A 20,605-nucleotide genomic window follows, 5' to 3' on the forward strand; every position below is an offset into this window, starting at 1 on the left:
CGATGTCCGTCCCCTCCTCCGCTCTGCCCACGCCGGCCACCAACGCCAAAGCCGGCCGCGCGCCGCTCGCCATCGTCACGCTGCTGTTCTTCATGTGGGGTCTGCTGACGGCGCTCAACGACGTCCTCATCCCGCACTTGAAGGCGCTGTACACGCTGAGCTATCTGCAAGCCATGCTGGTGCAGTTCTGCTTCTTCGGCGCCTACTTCCTTGTGTCGCTGCCGGCCGGGCGGCTCATCAAGCGGCTGGGCTACCAGCATGGCGCCGTCGCCGGCCTGGGGGTCGCCGCCGCGGGCTGCCTGCTGTTCCTGCCGGCCGTCAGCGCCGGCTACGCGCTCTTCCTGTTTGCCTTCTTCGTGCTGGCCGCCGGCATCACGGTGCTGCAGGTCGCCGCCAACCCTTATGTGACGGCGCTGGGCGACCCGCGCACGGCGTCCAGCCGCCTCACGCTGACGCAGGCCTTCAACTCGCTGGGCACGACCGTGGCCCCCGCGCTTGGCGTGCTGATCCTGCCCGCGGCCGCGGAAAGTGCCGGCGGCGACGTCAAAGGCCCCTACCTCGCACTGGCCGCCGCGCTGCTGGTGCTGGCCGGCCTGTTCGCCATCGCCCGCCTGCCGCGCATCGCCGACGAAAGCACGCCGACGACCACGTCGGCCGTCGCCGTGGCGCGCGCCCACCCGCACCTGTTCTGGGGCGTCGTCGCGATCTTCCTGTACGTCGGCGCCGAGGTCAGCATCGGCAGCCTGCTCATCAACTTCATCCAGGACGCCGCCGGCATGACCGCCGCCCAGGCCGCGCCCTACCTCAGCCTGTACTGGGGCGGCGCCATGGTCGGCCGCTTCGTCGGCGTGGGCCTGATGCGCGTGATGGCGCCGGGCCGGCTGCTGGCCGTGCACGCGGCGCTGGCCGTGGCGCTGATCGCCGTGGGCGTCACCACGCATGGCCCCGTCGCGATGTGGGCGCTGCTCGCCGTGGGCCTGTGCAACTCCATCATGTTCCCGACCATCTTCAGCATGGGCGTGCATGGCCTGGGCGCGCAGACGGCGCAGGGCTCGGGCCTGCTGTGCATGGCCATCGTCGGTGGCGCGCTGCTGCCGCTGGTGCAGGGCTACGCGGCCGACGTCATCGGCCTGCAGGCCTCGTTCGGCGTCCCGGCGCTGTGCTACGCGGGCATTGCGGCCTACGGCTGGCTCAACGCCCGCTTGTTCACACGCTGACCGCTCGCCAACATGGACGCCCAGCCCTGGCCGCGCCTGCTTGCCTGCTGGCACCGCGGGCGTCTGCGGACCCTGCTGCTGCACAGCGACGGCCGCCGCGCCCATGCGCACGACGAGGCCGTCAGCGACGCGGCCCAGCTCGCACCCGCGCTGGCCGACGCGCTGGCGGCCCTGCACCGTCCCGTGCGCCACGTCGTGCTGGTGGGCGATGCGCCATTCGCTGCCGATGCGCTGCGCACACAGCTGGGCCTGGCGACGCTGTGCACCGTGCCGCGTGATCGCGCGCGCCGCCTGGCCGCACAGGCCGATGCCACGGCACCGCTCGACGACGACACGCCGTGCTGGGCCGGAGCGGCCCGCGCGCTGGACCTGGCCTTGCACACGCCCGCCACCGGCGCCGTCTGCGCGCAGATCCGTGCGGCCTATGCGGGGCTGACGCGCTGCGAGCGCCGTGTCGCCGACGTCGTGCTGGCCAACCCCGCCGCCGCGCTGCAGACGGCCACGGCGCGCCTGGCCGAAGCGGCCGGGGTCAGCCAGCCGCAAGTGATCCGCTTCAGCCGCGCGGTGGGGTTCGACGGCGTCAGCAGCCTCAAGCGCGCATTGGCCGCGAGCCTGGGGGACGCTGGTGACGCCCCCGCAGGCCACCCGCTGCTGGCGCGCAGCACGCAAGCGCTGCGCGGCCTGGACCGCGCCGCGCTCGCCTCGGCGGCCGCCGTGCTGGCCGGCGCCGGCCAGGTGGACGTGCTCGCCGACGCTGCCCGCGCGCCGTTGCTGGACCTTGCGCTGCATGCGCTGTGGCGCGCCGGCATCCCGGCGCGGCCGCTGCGCACGGGCGACCTGCCGCCCACCGCGTCCGTCGTCTGCCTGGCCCTGGGCGCCGAGGCGGCACCGCGCCGCGGCGCGCCCGGCGTGTGGATCACCGAACGCGCCCTGGGCACGGCGCACGACGCGATGCTGCAGCTCGTCACCGGCCCCGAGGCCGAGGCCGCGCCCGCCCTGCTGGCGATGCTGGCCTTGCAGCTGCTGCTGGCCGACGTCAGCGCGGCCCTGCGCTCAAGGCGCCGGCCCCAGCGTCTTCGCGAAGAAGCCGAGCACGGCACGGATGGTCTGCTGGTGGGTGACGCGCCGCGGCGGGCCGCCGTCCGCGCAGAGCCGCGGCTCAAGGCCGCGGCCGGCCGGCGTGCACAACGACAGGAAGTCGTAGTGCCCGACGCCGGGCAGGACCTGCAGGCTTGCGCCAGCGACGCGCGCCTGTAGCCAGGCCGCATTCGTCGGCGTCGGCACGACCGCGTCGGTGTCGCCGGCGATCTGCAGCACCGGCACGCGGATGCGCGCCAGGTTGTCGGGCGACAAGGCCTGCACCAGCGCCGGCGCGATCAGCACGCCCGCCTTGATGCGCGCGTCGCGGTGGTCGGCGCGCTCGCCCGCCAGCAGGCGCTCGGCACCGGCACGCGCCAGCTCCGCCTGCTGGCGCTCGTAGTTCAGGTCGAACTCCACCTGCGGGTTGCAGATGCTGTCGCGCGCGGCGCTGCGGCAGAACTGGCGAAAGCGCTCGAAGTCGGCCGTCGCACCCAGCAGCAGCGCCGACGTCCAGCCGCCGATGGAGAAGCCGGCCACGACGATGCGCTCGCGGTCCACGCGCGGGCCGAGCCCGGGGTCGGCCAGCACGCCATCCAGCGCGCGGCTCAGGTCCGCCGCGCGTTCCCAGGGGGCATAGGCGCCGACCGGCGTGACGCCGTCGATGCCGTTGGTGCCCGGGTGGTCCACCGCGACGGCGATGTAGCCCGCGCGCGCCAGCGCCGCACCCAGCCACGTCAGCTGGCGCGCCGCGCCGCCAAAACCATGCGACAGCAGCACCAGCGGGTGGCGCCGCGTGTCGTCTTGCCAGCGGGCATCCGCTGCCACGGGGCCGGCGATGAAGACCGGGCCGACGGCGATCTCGCGCTCGACCGCGTCCGCCGCGGCCGGATACCAGGCCAGCAGGCGCAGCTCGGTGGCGCCGCGCGGCGCGGCCTCCGGCCAGCTCAGCGTGAACGCGCGTTCGCCCGCCTTGGCCGGCTCGGCGGCGGCGGCCGAGCCGGCCAGGCCGAGTGTGACCAGCAGGACTGACAGGCAGGAGGGAATCCGGATCATGGGCTCGACCGCCGGGATGCGGCATGGCAGGTGGGGGGAACAAGGTATCAGCTTGGGCCGCGCCGGTCTTTCGTCACGCCCGCAACCAAAAAGCTGCGTTGCTGCCGCTTGATCCCTGCGTTATCGTGGGCCAGACCAACACCCCGCCGGAGGTCTCATGGGCCTGTCAGCCATCCGGCAGTGCAGCGCCGCAGCAGCGGCACTCGCGGCCTTGCTTGCTGATCATGCCAGCGCGCAACAAAGCCTTGTCGACCTCAGCTTCGAGGAGCTGGGCAACGTGCTGATCACGACGGCCTCCAAGCGTGAAACCCGGCTGGCTGACGCGCCCGCGTCCATCTTCGTCATCACGGCCGACGACATCCGCCGCACCGGCGTGACGACGCTGCCCGAGGCGCTGCGGCTGGCGCCCACGCTGCACGTCGCGCGCGTCTACGGCGGCGGCTACGCGATCAGCGCGCGCGGCTTCAATGCCAACTCGGCCAACAAGCTGCTGGTGCTGATCGACGGCCGCTCGGTCTACACGCCACTGTTCGCGGGCGTGTTCTGGGACGTGCAGGATGTGCCGCTGGAGGACATCGAGCGCATCGAGGTCGCCAGCGGCCCAGGCAGCACGCTGTGGGGCGTCAATGCCGTCAACGGCGTCATCAACATCATCACGCGCAGCGCGGCCGCCACGCGCGGCACGCTGGTCTCGGCCGCGGCCGGCAACCGCGAGCGCGCCGTGACGCTGCGCCACGGCATGGCGGCAACCGGCGGCGGCGACCTGCGTCTGCACCTGCGGCGCACCGACCTGCGCGGCAACGAAGCCGCCGATGGGCACCCTATCGACGACGCCGGCCACCTGACTCAGGCCGGCCTGCGTGCCGACTGGGGACGCGGCGGCGAGCGCGTCACCGTGCTGGCCAACGCCTACCGCGGCCTGCACGGCCAGCCACCACCCGGCAGCATCTCGGTGACCGGCTACCCGATGGCACTGGACACCATCACGCTGTCCGGCGCCAACCTGCTGGCGCGCTGGCAGCGGCCGCTGGGCAGCGGCGAGCTCAGCATGCAGGGCTATCTGGACCGCACCGTGCGCCGCGTGCCGCCGTCCTTCGACGAGACGCTGAACATCGCCGACCTGGAGCTGCAGTACACGCTGCGACCGGCGCCCGCGCACACCTTGGTGCTGGGCGCCAACCACCGCCGCTCGCAGGACCGGCTGGCCCACCACACGACCATCTTCGCCTTCCTGCCCGAGCGCCTGAACCAGAGCTGGACCAGCCTGTTCGCGCAGGACGAGATCGCGCTGCGCGACGACCTGCGGCTGACGGTGGGCGCGCGGGCGGAGCGCAACGACTACACCGGCACCGAGTTCCTGCCCAGCCTGCGCCTTTCCTGGCAGCCGACGCCCCAGCAGCTGTGGTGGACCTCGCTGGCCCGCACCGTGCGCGCGCCGTCGCGGCTAGACCGCGACGCCTACATCCCGGCTCAGCCGCCGTTCGTGCTCGAAGGCGGCGCGGGCTTCCGGGCCGAGACGGCCGATGTGCTGCAGCTGGGCTACCGCGGCCAGCCGCTGCCGGCGCTGTCGCTGGCGGCGACGGCCTTCCTGGCCGACTACAAGCACCTGCGCACCCAGGAGCTGGCGCCCAGCCAGACCCAGGTCTATTTCGGCAATGGCATGCGCGGCCGCGTCGACGGCATCGAGGCCTGGGGCAGCCTGCAGGCGGCGCCGGCACTGCGGCTGCATGCCGGTGTCACGCTGCTGCGGCCCCGGCTGCGCTACGTGCCCGGCAGCATCGACACGGCCGACAGCCTCGCCGCCACGGACGGCGCCATGCCGCGCCAGCTGTGGCAGCTGCGCGCCGCGCTGAACCTGCCGCAGGACAGCGAGCTGGACGTCGTCTTGCGCCGTGTCAGCGCGCTGCGCACGCCCGACGTGCCCGCCTACACGACGCTGGACCTGCGCCTGGGCCGGCGCCTGAACGCGAACCTCGAGATCGCGCTGACCGGCCGCAACCTGCTCGGCAGCCACGGCGAGTTCGCGCCTGTCGAGACGCGCGCCGAGTTCGGACGCAACATCGTCCTGCAGTTGCGCGCCCAGTTCCCCTGATGACGCCGTCGCCACTCACCCGCCGCATGCTGCTGCTCGCCGCCGCCGTCGGTGTGGGCGCCGCGTCGGCGGGCGAGGACGACAGCGTCGTCGAGTACCAGGTGAAGGCGGCCTTTGTCTGCAAGTTCGGCAACTACGTCGACTGGCCGGCCCAGGTGCTGGGCGTCGGCGAGCCATGGCGGGTCGGCGTGCTCGGCAGCGAGGTCGTGGCGGAGGAGTTCCGCCGCACGGCGGCGGCGGCCTCGGTGGGCGGGCGGCCGGTCGAAGTGCGCCGCCTGACCCGCGGCGACGTGCCCGAGGGGATGCACGCCGTCTTCGTGTCGCGCGCGATGGCCGCCCACGCGCCGGCGCTGATCGCGGCGCTGGCCGGCCGGCCGGTCCTGACCATCACGGAGCTTGACCCCGGCGGTGCAACGGGCATGATCAATTTCGTGGTCGTCGACGACAAGGTGCGCTTCGACATCCTGTTACCGCCGGCCACGCAAAGCGGCCTCAAGATCAGCGTACGCCTGCTTGGCGTGGCGCGACGGGTTGAAGGCAGGTCATAGATGTTCAGGCTCTCACTCCAGCGCAGGCTGCTCGGCGTCACGATGCTGACGTCACTGGTGGCCTTGCTCGTCGCGCTCGGCGCGATGGTGGCTTATGACTTGCGCGCCTATCACGAGGGTTGGGTCACCGACCTGAAGGCGCAGGCCGAGCTGCTGGGCCGATCGACCGCGCCGGCGCTGGAGTTCGACGACCACAAGGTGGCGAGCGAGAACCTCGCGCTGCTGCGCCTGCAGCCCAAGGTGAAGGCGGCGGCCATCTACGGCGCGCAGGGCGAGATGTTCGCGGCCTATGCGGCGCCGGGGGTGGACGCCACCGTGCCGCCGCGAGCCCAGGCGGCCGGCGTGCACCGCGACCAGGGCGACTTGGTCGTCGCGCAACCGATACGCCAGGACGGCCGCGTCATCGGCAGCGTGCTGCTGCGCGCCGAATACGCACTCTATGACCGAGTGCTGAGCTACCTGGGCATCGCCGCCGCCGTGGCCATCGCGGCGCTCGGCGTGGCGCTGCTGCTGTCGACGCGGCTGCAGCGCGCGGTCGTGCAGCCCATCCTGGCCATCAGCGACGTGGCCCAGGACGTCATGCAGCGCCAGGACTATTCGCGCCGCGCGCCCAAGGCCACGCAGGACGAGGTGGGCCTGCTGGCCGACTCGTTCAACGGCATGCTGGGCGAGATCGAGCGCCGTTCGCACGAGGTGCTGCGCCTGAACGAGGAGCTGGAGGCGCGCGTGCGCGAGCGCACGGCGCAGCTGGAGGCCTCCAACGAAGAGCTGCGGCTGGCAACGGCCGCGGCCGAGCAGGCCAACCGCGCGAAGTCGGAATTCCTGTCCAGCATGAGCCACGAGCTGCGCACGCCGCTGAACGCCATCATCGGCTTCGGCCAGCTGCTGGGCACCGATGTCGCCGAAGCCAAGCCCGAGCGCCGCCGCGAGTTCGTCGACCACATCGTCGGCGCCGGCAAGCACCTGCTGACGCTGATCAACGAGATCCTCAATCTCGCCCGCATCGAGGCCGGCCACGTGGAGCTGTCGCTGGAGCCGGTGGACGTGGATGACGTGCTGGCCGAATGCCGCAAGATGATCGAGCCCATGGCCACGCAGCGCGGCATCGCGGTGCGGTTCATGCCCAGCGGCGGCTCCGTGGCGCTGGCCGACCGCATGCGGCTCAAGCAGGTGCTGCTCAACCTGGTCAGCAACGCCATCAAGTACAACCGGCCGGACGGCTCGGTGCGCGTGAGCTGCGGCACGACTGGTGCAGACCAGGTGCGCATCGAGGTGCAAGATACCGGCCGCGGCCTGCAGCCCCAGCAGGTCCAGGCGCTGTTCCAGCCCTTCAACCGCCTGGGCCAGGAAGCCGGCCCCGAGCAGGGCACGGGCATCGGCCTGGTCGTCACGCAGCGCCTCGTCGAGCTGATGGGCGGGCAGATCGGCGTGCACAGCACGCCCGGCGAGGGCAGCGTGTTCTGGGTCGACCTGCACGCCAGCGAGATCCCGGCACTGCCGCACGCCGAGACCGACTGGGGCGCGCTGACGGGACTGACGGCGCCGCGCGAAGGCGAGCCACCGGCCACGGTGCTCTACGTCGAGGACAACCCGGCCAGCCTGAAGCTGGTCGAGGAGCTGCTGAGGACGCGCGCCGATGTGCGCCTGCTTTCGGCGTCCGACGGCCGCGCCGGTGTCGACATGGCGCGTGCGCAGCTGCCCGACGTCATCCTGATGGACAACAACATGCCGACGATGAGCGGCCGCGAGGCCCAGGCCATCCTGAAGCTGGACCCGCGCACCAGCCACATCCCCGTCATCGCGCTGACCGCCAACGCGATGCCCGATGCGGCGGCCTCCGGACTCGCGGCGGGTTTCTTCCGCTACCTGACCAAGCCGCTGGATGCGGCCCAGCTGATGGATGCGCTGGACAAGGCGCTGGACGTCGCGCGGCAGCGGCGCTGAAGCGCGGGACCGCCGGCTCAGGCCGATGCGCCGATGCCGCGCCGCTGCGCCTCTTCGCGCAGGCAGGTCAGCATCAGCTCGGCACCGGGCGACAGCTGGTGGCCGCGGCGCGTGACGATGCCATAGGCATCCATGCGCAGGCCGAGGTCAAAGTCCAGCACCGTCAGCAGGCCGGCATTCAGATAGGGTCGCACCAGTTCCTCAGGCAGGGCCACCACCATGTCGGACTGGCCCAGAAGGCTGATCACGACGGGCAGCGACAGCGTCGCGATGGCCTGCTGGGGTTGATCCAGGCCCGCGCTCAGGAACAGCGCCGTCAGGCGGTCGCGCAAGATGCTGCCGCCAGGCGGCAGGATCCAGCTCTGGTGCGACAACTCGGCCAGGCTGAGGTCGCTGCGGCCGGCCAGCGGGTGGTCGGTGCGCACGATCAGGCTGTGCGGCTCGTCGGTCAGGGGTTCGAAGCTGAGCTGGGCCGCGGACTCGCTGTCCAGCACGCGGCCGATGACCAGATCCAGCTCGCCGCCCTGAAGCTGCTGGATCATCAGCTTGCTGGTGTCCACGGTGATCGCGACATGCACGCGCGGCTGGCGCGCTTTCAATGCCACGACAGCCGTCGGCAGCAGCGTCGTCGACGGCGTCAGCACCGAGCCGACGGCGACCCGGCCGGAAAGGCCGGCCAGCAACTCCATGACCTCCTGGTGGCCGGCGTCCAGCTCGGCCAGCGCCGCACCGGCGCGCCGGATCATGACCTCGCCGTACCAGGTCGGCGCCACGCCGCGCGGCAGCCGCTCGAAGAGCTTCACGCCCAAGGCGTGTTCCAGGTCGGCCAGCAGCTTGGACGCAGCCGGCTGCGTCAGGTTGGCGGCCTGGGCCGCGTGCAGGATGGAGCCATGGCGGCCCAGCTCCACCAGCAGCACCAGCTGGCGGGTCTTGAGGTGCGAGCGGACGAAGCGATCCGAGCGCGGGTCAGTCATGCTGGGGTGTCGAACTACTCGTGATAGAGCTGGGAGCGGCCGCCATCGATGAGGATGTCGGTGGCGTTGATGAAACGGGCCTCGTCGCTGGCGAGGAAGAGGGCCGTGTAGGCCACCTCCTCCGGCGTGCCGATGCGCTTGCAGGGTAGCAGTTCGACCTGGCGCCGCGCCTCTTCCGGCGGCACGCCGGCCAGCCATTCGACGACGCGCTCGGACAGGATGAGGCCGGGCGAGATCGAGTTGACGCGCACGTTGCGCGCGGCGTACTGGATGCCCAGCGCCTTGGTCATGCCGATCAGCGCGTGCTTGGCGACCGGGTAGGGGAAGGCGTCCGGGATGATGCGGTGGCCGTGCACGGAAGCCACGTTGACGATGCTGCCGCCGCCGCCCTCCAGCATGCCCGGCAGCACGGCGCGGCTGCAGTGCATGGCGCCTTCCAGGTCCACGGCGAAGCAGCGCTGCCACTGCGCCGTCGTCATCGCCAGGGGCTCGGCGAAGACGTTCATGCCGGCGTTGTTGATGAGCACGCTGATGGGGCCGAAGCGCTCGGCGCCGCGCGCGGCCATGTCACGCACGGCCGCCTCGTCGGCGATGTCGGCGGCAACGAACATGGCCTCGTCTTCGCCCAGCTCGGCCAGCAGCGCCTCGCTCTGCGGCGTCACCTGCAAGTCGTTGAGGATGACCTTGGCGCCCTCGGCGACGAAGAGCCGGGCCACGGCCTTGCCAATCCCCTGGGTGGAACCGGTCACCAGCGCGATCTTGCCTTGCAGACGGAGAGAACTCATTGCGTGTAGCGCTTCCAGATGTCCAGCACGGGCAGAGCCTTGCCCTGGAAGTCGAAGAGGGTGGTGTTGGAGACGACGTTGGGGCCTGGCTCGCCGGAGCCCTCCTTCAGGGCCCAGCCGACGCCGGGGTTGGCGATCATGATGGGGTCCCAATAGAGGACGCCCAGCACGCGCGGCGCGGCTTTCATCGCGCCGAGCAGCTCGGCCATGAAGTCGCGCTGGCCCTCGGGGCTGCTCATGCTGGCCGGGTAGGGGCCGTTGTGTTCCAGCTGGCCAGGCCAGCCGTCATGGCGCCTGGGCGCGAAGTTGAAGCCGGCCTCCATGATGAGGATGTCGCTGTCGTAGCGCCTGGAAACGGCGTCACAGAAAGCGGTGAGCTGGCCGACGTTCTTCTTGGTCCAGAACGGGTAGTAGGACGGGCCGATGACGTCCCAGTGCACGCCCTGCTCGCGGGCATGGTCGAACCAGTCGCGGTACTTGGCCTCGTTGCCACCGTCGTCCAGGTGCAGCGCGACGCGCGACGCCGGGCTGACGGCCTTCACGGCCGCGTGGCCGGCCTTCAGCAGCGCACCGAGGCGCTGCCAGTTGTCGGTGCGGCCCCAGGGATAGAGCAGGCCATGCTCGATCTCGTTGCCCAGCGACACGAACTCGGGCGCCGTGCCCTGCGCCACGAGCGCCTGCATGACCTCGCGCGTGCGCGCCTCCACGAGGGCCAGCAGCCGCTCGAACCGCGCGCTGTCGTCCGGCAACCGGGCCAGCTCGCGGCGCCAGGCGTGGGGCGGGTCCTGTGTCTTGGAGTTGGTCCAGAAGTCGCTGTAGTGGAAGCTGAACTGGATCTGCATGCCCTGCGCCTTGGCGCGACGCGCGAGGGCCAGCACGTCGGGCAGGTCCATGGAGGCTTCGGGCCAGTACCAGCCGTCGGCGCCTGTGCCCGGGCCGGTGTGGTCGTAGAGCCGGATGCGCACGATGTTGTGGCCGTGACGCTTCAGGATCTCCAGCGCATCGCCCGGCTTGCCGTCCCGGTCCTTGTAGACGGCGCCGGCGCGCTCCATCCAGGTCAGCGCGGAGATGTCGCCGCCGGCCAGAAACGGCGTGGCAGCCAGGGCCGGCAACGCGCTTGCAAGCGCCGTTGCCAGCAGCGTGCGCCGATCAAGCACGGCGTTCACCGCGGGTCTTCAGCTGATCCAGCAGCACCGCCGCGAGCAGGATCAGCCCGCGCACCAGGTATTGATAGAACGCGTCGACATTCAGCAGGTTCATGACGTTCTCGACCGTGCCCATGATGAGCACGCCGATGACCACGCCGAAGATGCGCGCCTTGCCGCCCTGCAGCGACACGCCGCCCAGCACGCAGGCGGAGATGACGTCCAGCTCGAAGCCGGTGGCCGCGTTGGGCTGGCCGCTGGTGATGCGCGCCGACAGGATCAGCCCGGCCAACGCCGTGACGACGCCCTGCAGCAGGAAGATCCACACGCGCAGCTGCTCCACCTTCACGCCCGCCAGCCGCGCGGCCTCGGGGTTGCCGCCGATGGCCAGCGTGTTGCGGCCGAACACCGTGTGGTTGAGCAGCACGCCGAAGACGAGGAAGCACAGTGCCGTCATCCAGATCGGCAGTGGCAGGTTCAGGAAGGTGGTATCGCCGAACGAGATGAAGCCCTCGTCGGCAATGCCCACCGCCTGGCCCTTGGAGACGATGAAGGCCAGGCCGCGCACCATCAGCATGGTGGCCAGCGTCGCGATCAGGGCATTGACGCGCAGGTAGGCGATCAGCACGCCGTTGCCCGCGCCGATCAGCGCGCCAGCCAGCAGGCCGCCGCCGATGGCCAGGCCCACGCTGCCGGTGCGCTCCAGCACCATGGCGCCCAGCACGCCGGCGAACGCGATGGTGGAGCCGACGGACAGGTCGAAGTCCCGCGAGGCCAAGCACAGCATCATGGTGCAGGCCACCATGCCGATCTGGGCGACCGACAGCAGCAGACCGATGACGTTGGCCGTGGAGAAGAAGTTCTCGACGGTGAAGGCCAGCACGACGAACAGCAGGCCGTAGCCCAGCGTCATGCTGTGTTCCTTGAGCAGGGCGCGGGACGTGGTGGACATGGCGGGGCGAGGCGTGAGAGTGGTCGTGTTCATGATCAATGCAGGGGCGCGGCAGGCGCTCCGTCAGGCAGGGCCAGCGCGAGCGCGGCGGTCTCGCTGGCGGTGTCACGCGAGAGTTCGCCGCTGATGCGGCCGTCGCGCATGACGATGAGTCGGTCGGTGATGCCCAGCACCTCGGGCAGTTCACTGGAGATGACGATGACACAGCAGCCCGCGGCCGCCACGTCGTGGATGATCTTGTAGATCTCGTTCTTGGCACCCACGTCGATGCCGCGCGTCGGCTCGTCGAGGATGAGCACCTTCAGGCCCGGCTCGGCCAGCCAGCGCGCCAGGATGACCTTCTGCTGGTTGCCGCCCGACAGCAGGCGGATCTCCTGCTCGCGGTTGGGCGTCTTGATGCGCAGCTTCTGGATGAAGTCGTCGGCGCGCTGTGCCTCCTGGCCGTGGCGCAGGAAGATGCCACCCGCCAGGCCGTGGCGGCGGCAGCTGATGTTGATGTTCTCGGCCACCGAGCTGTGCGCCAGGATGCCCTGCTCCTTGCGATCCTCGGGGCACAGCACGATGCCGGCCGCGATGGCCGCTGACGGGCCGGCCGCGGAGACGGCCTTGCCGTCCAGCAGCACCTCGCCGCCGCGGCGCGCATCGGCGCCGTACAGCAGGCGCATCAGCTCGCTGCGGCCGGCGCCCACCAGGCCGAAGAAGCCCAGCACCTCACCGCCGCGCATCGCAAAGCTCAGCGGCTCGGGCAGGCGCGCGCTGTGCAGGCCGCGCGCCTCCAGCCGCACGGGGCCGTGCTGGCGGCTGCGGTAGTCGTAGATGTCCTGCAGCTCGCGGCCGACCATGTCGGCAATCAGCCGCTCGCGCGGCACGTCGGCCATCACCTCGTGCGTGACGATCTTGCGGCCGTCGCGGAAGATGGTGCAGGCGTCGCACAGCTCGTACAGCTCTTCCAGCCGGTGCGAGATGTAGATCAGCGTGCGGCCCTCGGAGCGCAGGCGCTTCACGAGCCGGAACAGGATCTCGGTCTCGCGGTGCGACAGGCTGCTGGTAGGCTCGTCGAAGGCGATGACCTTGGCGTCCTGCATGACGGCCTTGCAGATCTCCACCATCTGTCGCTGCGCGATGGACAGCTCGGACAGCCGCGCGGCCGGGTCCAGGTCCACGCCGATGGCGGCCAGCTGCTCGGCCACCAGCCGGCGCGCGGCCTTGTGGTCGACCAGGCCGAAGCGCGTGGGCAGCCGGCCCAGCAGCACGTTCTCGGCCACGGTCAGCTCGGCCACGTACTGCAGCTCCTGGTGAATGATGGCCACGCCGGCGGCGATGGCGTCACCGGCCGAGGTGAAGTGGCGCTCCTGGCCCTCCAGCAGCAGGCGGCCGCCATCGGGCTTGTACTGGCCGCCGAGGATCTTCAGCAGCGTGCTCTTGCCGGCACCGTTCTCGCCCAGCAGGCCCATCACCTGGCCGGCACGCGCCTCGAAGCTGACCCCGTTCAGCGCCTTGACGCCGGGGAAATGCTTGCTGATGTTGTCGAACTGCAGGGATGACATCTCAACGCCGATCGGCCGCCCGGAGGCGTTGAAGCGCCCCCTCGGGGGGCAGAGAGTGGAACGAACAGGGGGGCCGCATCACAAGCCCATCTGCTTTCGGATCTCGGCCTGGTTCTGGCGCGTCATCAAGACGCCGCTGGTCAGCGTCACGGGCGGGGGCGCCTTGCCGGCGGTGGCCCATTCGAAGACAGCCGTCGCGGTCTCGTAGCCGTGGCGCTTGGGGCTGATCAGCACCGTGCCGAAGAAGCCGGTGGGCGTGGGCTTGGTGAATTCGTTCAGCGCCGTCTGGCTGCCACCGATGCCGACGGCCAGCATCGCGTCCTGCTTGATGCCGCGGCCTTCCGCGGCGCGCACCGCGCCCAGCGCGGCTTCGTCGTTCAGGCCCACGGCCACCCAGCGCTTGAACTTGGCGTTCTTCGTGAAGGCGATGTTGGCGGCGTTGAAGGCACTCTCGGTGTCGGTCTTGGCCTGGGGCGCGTCGATGACATTGGCCACGGGCAGGCCGGCGGCCTTCAGCGCATCCACCGCGCCCATGGTGCGGTCGCGGGCGGTGGGCAGCTGGTCGAAGGCCACGCGCAGCGCGCCGACCTCGTCCAGCTTCCAGCCGCGCACCTTCATCTCGGCCACCATCGCAAGGCCGGCCTGCTTGCCGATCTCGTAGCCGGAGATGCCCATGTGCGGGATGTCGGCGATGGGCTTGCCGGCGCCGTCCACGAGCTGGTCGTCCACCGACATGACCTTGAGGTTGTGGCGCTTGGCGGCGCGGTTCACGGCCACGCCCAGCTTCACGTCGGGCGCGCAGATGACGAAGCCGACCGCCTTCTGCGCGGCCAGGTTGTCGATGGCGGCCATCATCTTCTCGCCGTTGGGGATGCCGATCTTCACCAGCGTGAAGCCCTTGTCCTTGGCGGCCTGCTCGGCGTAGCGCCATTCGTCCTGGAACCAGGGTTCCTCGGCCTGCTTGACGAGGAAGCCGACCTTGACCGGCTCGGCCGCGCGCACCGCGAGCGGGGCAGCCAGCAAGGCCAGGGTCAGGGCGGTGCAGAGGCGTCGTTGCTTGTTCATCCGTGTCTCCTTGTTCTCAATCGTCTTGGTCGTCAAACAGCGTGTCGGCCACGCCCAGGGCCTGCGGCAGGCGCAGGCCGAACAGGCTGCCGGACAGCGGCTGCGCGGCCAGTGCCTCGCGGCCCAGGTCCGTGCGGGCGGTGGTGAGCATCAGTTGGTCCAGGCCCTCGCCGCCGATGGCGGGGCAGCTGGTGTGCGGGGCCGGCGCGGTCATGACGCCCATCAGCCGGCCCTGGGGGTCGTAGCGTGCCACACGGCCGGCGCCCCATTGCGCGTTCCACAGGCAGCCTTCGGCGTCGATGACCGAACCGTCGGGCCAGGCGTCGTCGCGGTCCATCTGCGTGAAGAGACGCACGTTGTCGACCTCGGCGGTGTCGGCGTCGTAGTCGCACTGCTGGATGCGCTGGGAGAGCGTGTCGCAGAAGTACATCGTGCGGCCGTCCAGGCTGAAGCAGATGCTGTTGGCAATCGCCACGGCCGGCAGCGCCAGGCGGCGCAGGCCGTGTTGCATCGAGTATTGGTAGAAGCTGGCGATCGTCGATTTGGGACGCCGCTCCTTGGCCTCGTTCAGCGTGCCGAACACGAAATGGCCGCGCCGGTCCGTGCGGCCGTCGTTGATGCGCGTGCGTGGTTCGGCGGCATCGACGGGGGCCAGCGTGCGCAGCTGCGCCAGCGCCAGGTCCTCGCCCAGCGTCGCGATGGCGATGCGCTTGGCCAGGCCCAGCAGCATCCGGCCGGAGCGGCAATGGGCGAAGCTGCCCAAGCGGTCCGGCAGGCGGCAGAACTGCGGCCCGGCGCTGCCCGGGCGCCACGCGAACAGCGTGGCGGCCTCGATGTCGGTCCACCACCAACGGCCGTTGCGCCACAGCAGGCCCTCGCCGAGCGTGGCGTTGTGCGCCAGCATGAGGTCGAGTGCGGTATCGGTCATCGCTGTCCTCAAGGCGTGATCGCGGCGCGGCGCACCGGCAGCAGCCGTGCGCCGCGCAGCTCGGCGACCTGGGTCTGGCCGTCGGCAAAGGTGGGGCGGTGCGCGGCGTCGATGTAGATCGGCGCATCGGCGCGCAGCGGCAGCACGCTCAGGCTCAGCGTCTGGCCGGGCTTCAGGCCGAACTGGCGCAGGCCGATCTGCCAGCGCTGGCCGTTGTAGTACCAGTCGTCCAACAGGCGCGGCCCGGCAAACACGCGGCCGATGTCACCGACGAAGTCCAGCTCCAGCAGCACGTCCTCGGCCTGCGGGGGCAGCTTCTGCGGCAGGCGCAGCGACCAGGTCGCCGCGGTGCCGAAGGCCTCGGGAATGGGTTGCAGCGCCGCGTTCGCGAGGCCGCCCTTCAGGATGCGCGGCGCACTGCGGGCCGGCCGCGTGGCGCTGACCTGCAGCGTGGGCTCGCCCGCATCGGCCTTGAACTCCAGGCGTTGCAGCACGCCGTCCTGGCGCACGGCCAGCCCGGCCGCGCGGGGCTTGGCCAGGGCGGGGAAGACGGCGGCGCGCAGCGGCTCGGTCGCGAGGCCACGCAGCTGCAGCTTGCCATCCGCCACCCAGGCCTGCTGCTCGCTGAAGACCAGGCGGCGCTGGCCGGCGATGTCCAGGATCTGCAACTGCGCGACCTCCTCGGTCGACAGCAGCAGCACATTGACCGCGCGGCCGTTGGCCTTGCCCTCGGTCTTGCCAATGGTCAGCAGCTGGGCGCCCTCGGACGACAAGGTCTTGACGCCGTCCGCCAGCGCGAACTCGGCCTCGACGCCCGCCGTCGGCGCGAAGACGTGGATGACCCCCTGCGCGCCGGCGTCCAGGCGCGCGATCGGCTGGGCCGTGGCGTAACGCAGCTTGACGCCGTCGAGGTCCAGGTTGAGGGGCCAGACGAAGTAGGCACCGTTCGGGATGTCCACCGGCTTGCTCGGCAGCGTCAGCGTGCCGCCGGGCAGCTGTACCTCGAAGCGCACGCCCGTCTGCGCCGGCATCGCGTACTGGCGCACATGGTTGTTGAAGAACAGGAAGCCGCTGTCGCCCGACGCGCGCACGGACCAGCGCGGCGTCTGCAGGTCGGCCGGGTCGGCGGGCACGCGCTCGGGCTGGCGCACGGTCATCGTCGCGAGCTGGGCACCGTAGTCGCGCAGGAAGTAGTGGAAGGGGCGCAGCTTGGTCAACACCGGCCGCTGCTGGCCATCCGGGCCCAGCGGCGCCTGGAAGTCGTAGCTGATGCGCGGCGTGTCGTTGTAGCCGCCGCTCAGGGAACTTTCCTCCAGGCCCGTGCCGCCCACGCCAACCGGGTTGCGGCCGCCGTGGAACATGTAGTAGCCCAGCAGGTTCACGCCCGAGCCCAGCTGCACCGGCAGCATGGCGGCGATGTCGTCCGGCGACACCAGCGTGCGGCGGCGGTACATGGCCGGCAGGCCGGCGCCGTATTCCGCGCCGAGGAAGGGCACCTTGTCCTTGTCGGTCTCGGCCGTGCCGGGCGCATGGGCCTGGGTCTGCGCGCCCAGGTCGCCGCTGACGCGGGTGTTGAAGCGGAAGGCATGCGTCTCCTTCGGCGCCAGCTCCTTGGTGCTCGTCGCCCAGGGCTCGTCCGGGTAGCCGCCGAAGACCGGCGTGACCTCGCCGGACGGGTAGACCGTGCCGTCCCAGCCGGTGACTGTGTACAGCGGCACGTCCATGCCGGCCTTCAGCGCCAGCGCCTTCAACGCGCTGATGTGTTCCTCGCCGCGGCCGGGGCCGCGCAGGTTGTATTCGTTCTCCAGCTGCACGCCGATGACGGGGCCGCCGTCCTTCCACAGCAGGCCCTTGATCTGCGCGCCGATCTCGGCGTACAGGCGCTCGACATGGGCCATGTACTCGGCATCGTTGCTGCGCGTGGGCATGGCATCGACGACCCAGTCGGGGATGCCGCCGTAACGCGACTCGCCATGCGCCCAAGGGCCCAGGCGAACGATGACCTTCAGCCCGGCGGCCTGGGCCAGTTGCACGAAGCGACGCAGGTCGTGGTTGCCCTTCCAGTCGAAGGCGCCAGGCTGCTCCTGGTGGTGATTCCAGAACACATAGCTGGCGACGATGTCTATGCCAGCGGCCTTCATCAGGCGCAGCTGCGTGTCCCACTGCGAGGCGGGTGCGCGGCTGTAGTGGTACTCGCCCATGACCGGCAGCCAGGGCTTGCCGTCTTGCAGCAGGTACTGGTTGTTGGCGGCCAGCGTTTCACCCTTGGGCGAGCGCGCCGTGCCCAGCTTCAGGTGGCCGGTTTGCGGCGTGGCGGCGGCGGCGCGGGCGTCCAGCTTGAGCAAGGTGTCGGCGCCGGCGAGGCCGACGGCAGGCCCGAAGGCGGCCAGCAGCAGCGCAGCGCTCAGCATGCGGACGCGGTTCATGGGGTGTCTCCGGGGGTTGTTGTGTGACGCGTCAGAGCGCGCGCCAGGCTTGAACAAAAGCGTGCGCACGCTGCGCGACCGCGTCGGCGCTGAGGCCCGGGCTGTACAGCGCCGAGCCCAGGCCGAAGCCGGCCGCACCGGCTTTCACGTACGGCGCCATGTTGTCCGGCGTGATGCCGCCCACCGGCAGCAGGCGCAGCTCCTTCGGCAGCACGGCACGCATGGCCTTCACGATGGTCGGCGTGACGAGCTCGGCCGGGAACAGCTTGACCGCATCGGCCCCGGCATTGACGGCGGCGAAAGCCTCTGTCGGCGTCGCGGCACCGGGCACGCAGAACAGGCCGCGGGCTTTTGCCTCGCGGATCACGGCCACGTCGGCATGCGGCATGACGATGACCTTGCCGCCGGCCGCCTGGACGTCGGCCACGGCCTGCACGCTCAGCACCGTGCCGGCGCCGATGACGGCATCGGCCGGCATGCGGCGCGCGAGACGGGCGATGGAGTCCAGCGCGTTCGGCGAATTCAGCGGCACCTCGATGACGCGAAAGCCCTCGGCGTAGAGCGCATCGGCGATGGCCTCGACCTCCTCGGGCTTGACGCCGCGCAGGATGGCGACGAGGGGGAGTTGTTGCAGGGCCCGGTCAAGCATGTCAGGTCAGATTCATGGTTTGCGCCAGCCGCCACAGGCCGGCGGGGGCGGTGTTGTCCAGCAGCAGCGGCGCCGGCTGGCCAAAGCGGCCCAGTGCCTGCGCGTAGCGCGTGCACAGCGCAGGGTCGCCAATCAGCGCGAGCTGTTGCGTGGCATTGTTCAGCTCGCTGGCGATCTCGTGGCCGATCAGCAGGCCTGACAGGTAGTCGGGCAGCTGCTCGGACGCCAATTGCTTGAACAGGCCCAGCGTGCGTACGGCGAAGAGGTGGTGACCCAGGCCGCCGTCTTCACGCGCCGCGTCCACGCCTTGCAGGAAGGCTTCGGGTCGTGAAGGCGAGGCGCCATCCGCGGGCATCAGCCGGGCCAGCACCGAATGCTGGCGCAGCAGCGCGAACAGCTCGCCGGTCATGTGGGTCGCAAAGCCCGTCACGCGGCCCTCGCGCACGCGCGCCCATTTGGAATGGGTGCCCGGCAGCACCAGGCAGGCCTCGGCGGCCAGCTCAGGGTGCAACGAGAGCGCGCCGACGATCTGCGTCTCTTCACCACGCATGACGTCGGGCTGAGCGGCGCTGTCCACGAGACCGGGCACGATGCTCACGGAAGCGTCGAGCTGCAGCGCGCGACTCGCCAACGCCGCGGCATCCGCCGGGCAGGCCACGTAGGCCGCCTCTCGCCAGCCGTGCTGGCTGCCGACCATGCCGCAGGCCAGCAGCTTCAGCGCAGGCCATTGCTCGCGCCAGTCGCCCACCAGTGCGGCCAGCGCCGCGGCAAAGGCGTCGGCACCGGACAGCGTCGATGCACCGTCGTTGGACTGGCGCGTCGCCAGCACCTCTCCGCCCGTGCCGAGCAGGAAGGCGCGCAGCCGCGTGCTGCCCCAGTCCATCGCAATGAGGCGGGCTTCAGACATCACCACTCCGCGACGCTGCCGTCGGCATGGCGCCAGACGGGATTGCGCCAGTCGGGTGCCGTCTTGCTGGCCTCGATGACGCGCTCTTCATCGATCTCCACGCCCAGGCCCGGCTTGCGCAGCGGGTTGATGAAACCGTTCTCGATGTGGAAGTCCTCGGGGTTCTTCACAAAATCCAGCAATTCAGCGCCCTGGTTGTAGTGGATGCCCATGCTCTGCTCCTGCAGCACGGCGTTGTGCGCGACGAAGTCGATCGCCAGGCAAGACGCCAACGCGATCGGACCGAGCGGGCAATGCGGCGCCAGGGCCACGTCATGCGCCTCGGCCATCGCGGCGATCTTGTAGCACTCGGTGATGCCGCCAGCGTGCGACAGGTCGGGCTGCACGATGGCGATGCCCCCGGCGGCGAAGACGCGCTTGAAATCAAAGCGCGAGTACATGCGCTCGCCCGCTGCCAGCGGAATGCTGGTGTGCTCCGCCAACCGCGGGTACTGCTCGGCCTGTTCGGCCAGTATCGGATCCTCGACGAACAGCGGCCGATAGGGCTCCAGCGCCCTCAGCAGCGGCTTGGCCATGGGCGTCGAGACGCGCCCATGGAAATCGATGCCGAATTCGATGTCGTAGCCAAAAGCTTCGCGGATCTCGGCGATGCGGGCCACGGCTTCGTCGATCTTGCGAGCACTGTCGACGATGCCCAGCTCCTCGGTGCCATTCATCTTGAAGGTGTCGATCCCGCCTTCACGCAGGCGCTTGATGTCGCGGATGACGTCGGCCGGGCGGTCACCGCCGACCCAGGAATAGATCTTCATCTTGTCGCGCACCAGCCCGCCAAGCAGCTCGTAGACCGGTTGACCCAGCACCTTGCCCTTGATGTCCCACAGCGCCTGATCGACGCCGGCGATGGCGCTCATCAGGATGGGGCCCCCACGGTAGAAGCCCGCGCGATACATGACTTGCCAGAGGTCGTTGATGCGGGATGGGTCCTGCCCGACCAGGTAGGTCGACAGCTCGTGGACAGCCGTCTCGACGGTGCGCGCACGCCCTTCAAGCACGGGCTCACCCCAGCCGACGACGCCTTCGTCGGTTTCAATCTTCAGGAACATCCACCGCGGCGGAACGCGGTAGGTCGTCAGCTTAGTGATTCGCATGGCTCGGGGACTCGTTCAGGAACGTCGCAGAGCTTAGGAGGGGCTGCTAACCAGGAAATATCGTTTCTTGAGTCGTTGCTATACCAAGTTGGTATAGCCAGTCGATTCCCCAGCAGCTTGTCGTGACATCTTCATGTCATCACCT

The 20,605-nt window shown here is 70.5% G+C and carries 15 protein-coding genes and 1 pseudogene; 5 read left to right on the plus strand and 11 right to left on the minus strand.

Annotated elements, in window-relative coordinates; genetic code table 11:
- Positions 1 to 2: 2 nt before the first annotated feature.
- The 5 genes from AC1D29_RS12625 to AC1D29_RS12645 all read left to right on the plus strand — a co-directional run bounded on the left by AC1D29_RS12625 (position 3) and on the right by AC1D29_RS12645 (position 7,934).
- Positions 3 to 1,217 carry a sugar MFS transporter gene (locus tag AC1D29_RS12625; RefSeq protein ID WP_477897762.1) on the plus strand — a complete coding sequence of 405 codons (1,215 nt, stop codon included), beginning with the start codon at positions 3 to 5 and terminating at the stop codon, positions 1,215 to 1,217.
- A gap of 12 nt (positions 1,218 to 1,229) precedes the next feature.
- Complete coding sequence (locus AC1D29_RS12630; protein ID WP_477897764.1) at positions 1,230 to 2,474, plus strand: hypothetical protein; 1,245 nt, start codon at positions 1,230 to 1,232, stop codon at positions 2,472 to 2,474.
- A 1,033-nt stretch (positions 2,475 to 3,507) separates the two neighbouring features.
- Positions 3,508 to 5,442 carry a TOL_0244 family TonB-dependent receptor gene (locus AC1D29_RS12635; RefSeq protein WP_477897766.1) on the plus strand — a complete coding sequence of 645 codons (1,935 nt, stop codon included), beginning with the start codon at positions 3,508 to 3,510 and terminating at the stop codon, positions 5,440 to 5,442.
- Complete coding sequence (locus tag AC1D29_RS12640; protein ID WP_477897768.1) at positions 5,442 to 5,990, plus strand: TOL_0243 family YfiR-like periplasmic protein; 549 nt, start codon at positions 5,442 to 5,444, stop codon at positions 5,988 to 5,990. Before AC1D29_RS12635 ends, AC1D29_RS12640 begins: the two co-directional genes overlap by 1 nt.
- On the plus strand, positions 5,991 to 7,934 hold the full coding sequence (locus AC1D29_RS12645) for a sensor histidine kinase, YfiR-like protein-associated (RefSeq protein WP_477897770.1): 1,944 nt from the start codon (positions 5,991 to 5,993) through the stop codon (positions 7,932 to 7,934).
- Positions 7,935 to 7,951: 17 nt separating this feature from the next.
- Here AC1D29_RS12645 and AC1D29_RS12650 read toward each other — a convergent pair whose 3' ends face one another.
- From AC1D29_RS12650 to dgoD, 11 genes and pseudogenes are all read right to left on the minus strand, one after another.
- A complete protein-coding gene (locus AC1D29_RS12650) occupies positions 7,952 to 8,908 on the minus strand; it encodes a LysR family transcriptional regulator (RefSeq protein ID WP_477897772.1) in 957 nt (318 codons plus the stop codon).
- A 14-nt stretch (positions 8,909 to 8,922) separates the two neighbouring features.
- Positions 8,923 to 9,693, minus strand: coding sequence for an SDR family oxidoreductase (locus tag AC1D29_RS12655; protein ID WP_477897774.1), 771 nt, complete (start codon positions 9,691 to 9,693; stop codon positions 8,923 to 8,925).
- Positions 9,690 to 10,859, minus strand: a complete 1,170-nt coding sequence (locus AC1D29_RS12660; protein WP_477897776.1) for a glycoside hydrolase family 53 protein — start codon at positions 10,857 to 10,859, stop codon at positions 9,690 to 9,692. The genes AC1D29_RS12655 and AC1D29_RS12660 overlap by 4 nt, the downstream gene beginning before the upstream one ends.
- A pseudogene (gene araH, locus AC1D29_RS12665) lies at positions 10,843 to 11,766 on the minus strand (L-arabinose ABC transporter permease AraH); the annotation flags it as partial. The gene AC1D29_RS12660 and the pseudogene araH, both read right to left, overlap by 17 nt.
- A 59-nt stretch (positions 11,767 to 11,825) precedes the next feature.
- Positions 11,826 to 13,337, minus strand: a complete 1,512-nt coding sequence (gene araG, locus AC1D29_RS12670) for an L-arabinose ABC transporter ATP-binding protein AraG (RefSeq protein WP_477897778.1) — start codon at positions 13,335 to 13,337, stop codon at positions 11,826 to 11,828.
- Positions 13,338 to 13,415: 78 nt separating this feature from the next.
- Positions 13,416 to 14,402 carry an arabinose ABC transporter substrate-binding protein gene (locus AC1D29_RS12675; RefSeq protein WP_477897780.1) on the minus strand — a complete coding sequence of 329 codons (987 nt, stop codon included), beginning with the start codon at positions 14,400 to 14,402 and terminating at the stop codon, positions 13,416 to 13,418.
- A gap of 16 nt (positions 14,403 to 14,418) precedes the next feature.
- Positions 14,419 to 15,330: an SMP-30/gluconolactonase/LRE family protein gene (locus AC1D29_RS12680; protein WP_477897782.1), complete on the minus strand. Its 912-nt coding sequence runs from the start codon at positions 15,328 to 15,330 to the stop codon at positions 14,419 to 14,421.
- Positions 15,331 to 15,338: 8 nt separating this feature from the next.
- Complete coding sequence (locus tag AC1D29_RS12685; RefSeq protein ID WP_477897784.1) at positions 15,339 to 17,756, minus strand: beta-galactosidase; 2,418 nt, start codon at positions 17,754 to 17,756, stop codon at positions 15,339 to 15,341.
- 31 nt (positions 17,757 to 17,787) lie between these two features.
- A complete protein-coding gene (locus AC1D29_RS12690; protein ID WP_477897786.1) occupies positions 17,788 to 18,405 on the minus strand; it encodes a 2-dehydro-3-deoxy-6-phosphogalactonate aldolase in 618 nt (205 codons plus the stop codon).
- Position 18,406: 1 nt separating this feature from the next.
- Positions 18,407 to 19,312 (minus strand): 2-dehydro-3-deoxygalactonokinase, encoded by a 906-nt coding sequence (locus AC1D29_RS12695; RefSeq protein WP_477897788.1) that lies wholly within the window; start codon positions 19,310 to 19,312, stop codon positions 18,407 to 18,409.
- Complete coding sequence (gene dgoD, locus AC1D29_RS12700; protein WP_477897790.1) at positions 19,312 to 20,460, minus strand: galactonate dehydratase; 1,149 nt, start codon at positions 20,458 to 20,460, stop codon at positions 19,312 to 19,314. Before dgoD ends, AC1D29_RS12695 begins: the two co-directional genes overlap by 1 nt.
- Positions 20,461 to 20,605 lie beyond the last annotated feature (145 nt).

This window comes from Roseateles sp. P1_C6 (assembly GCF_056406315.1).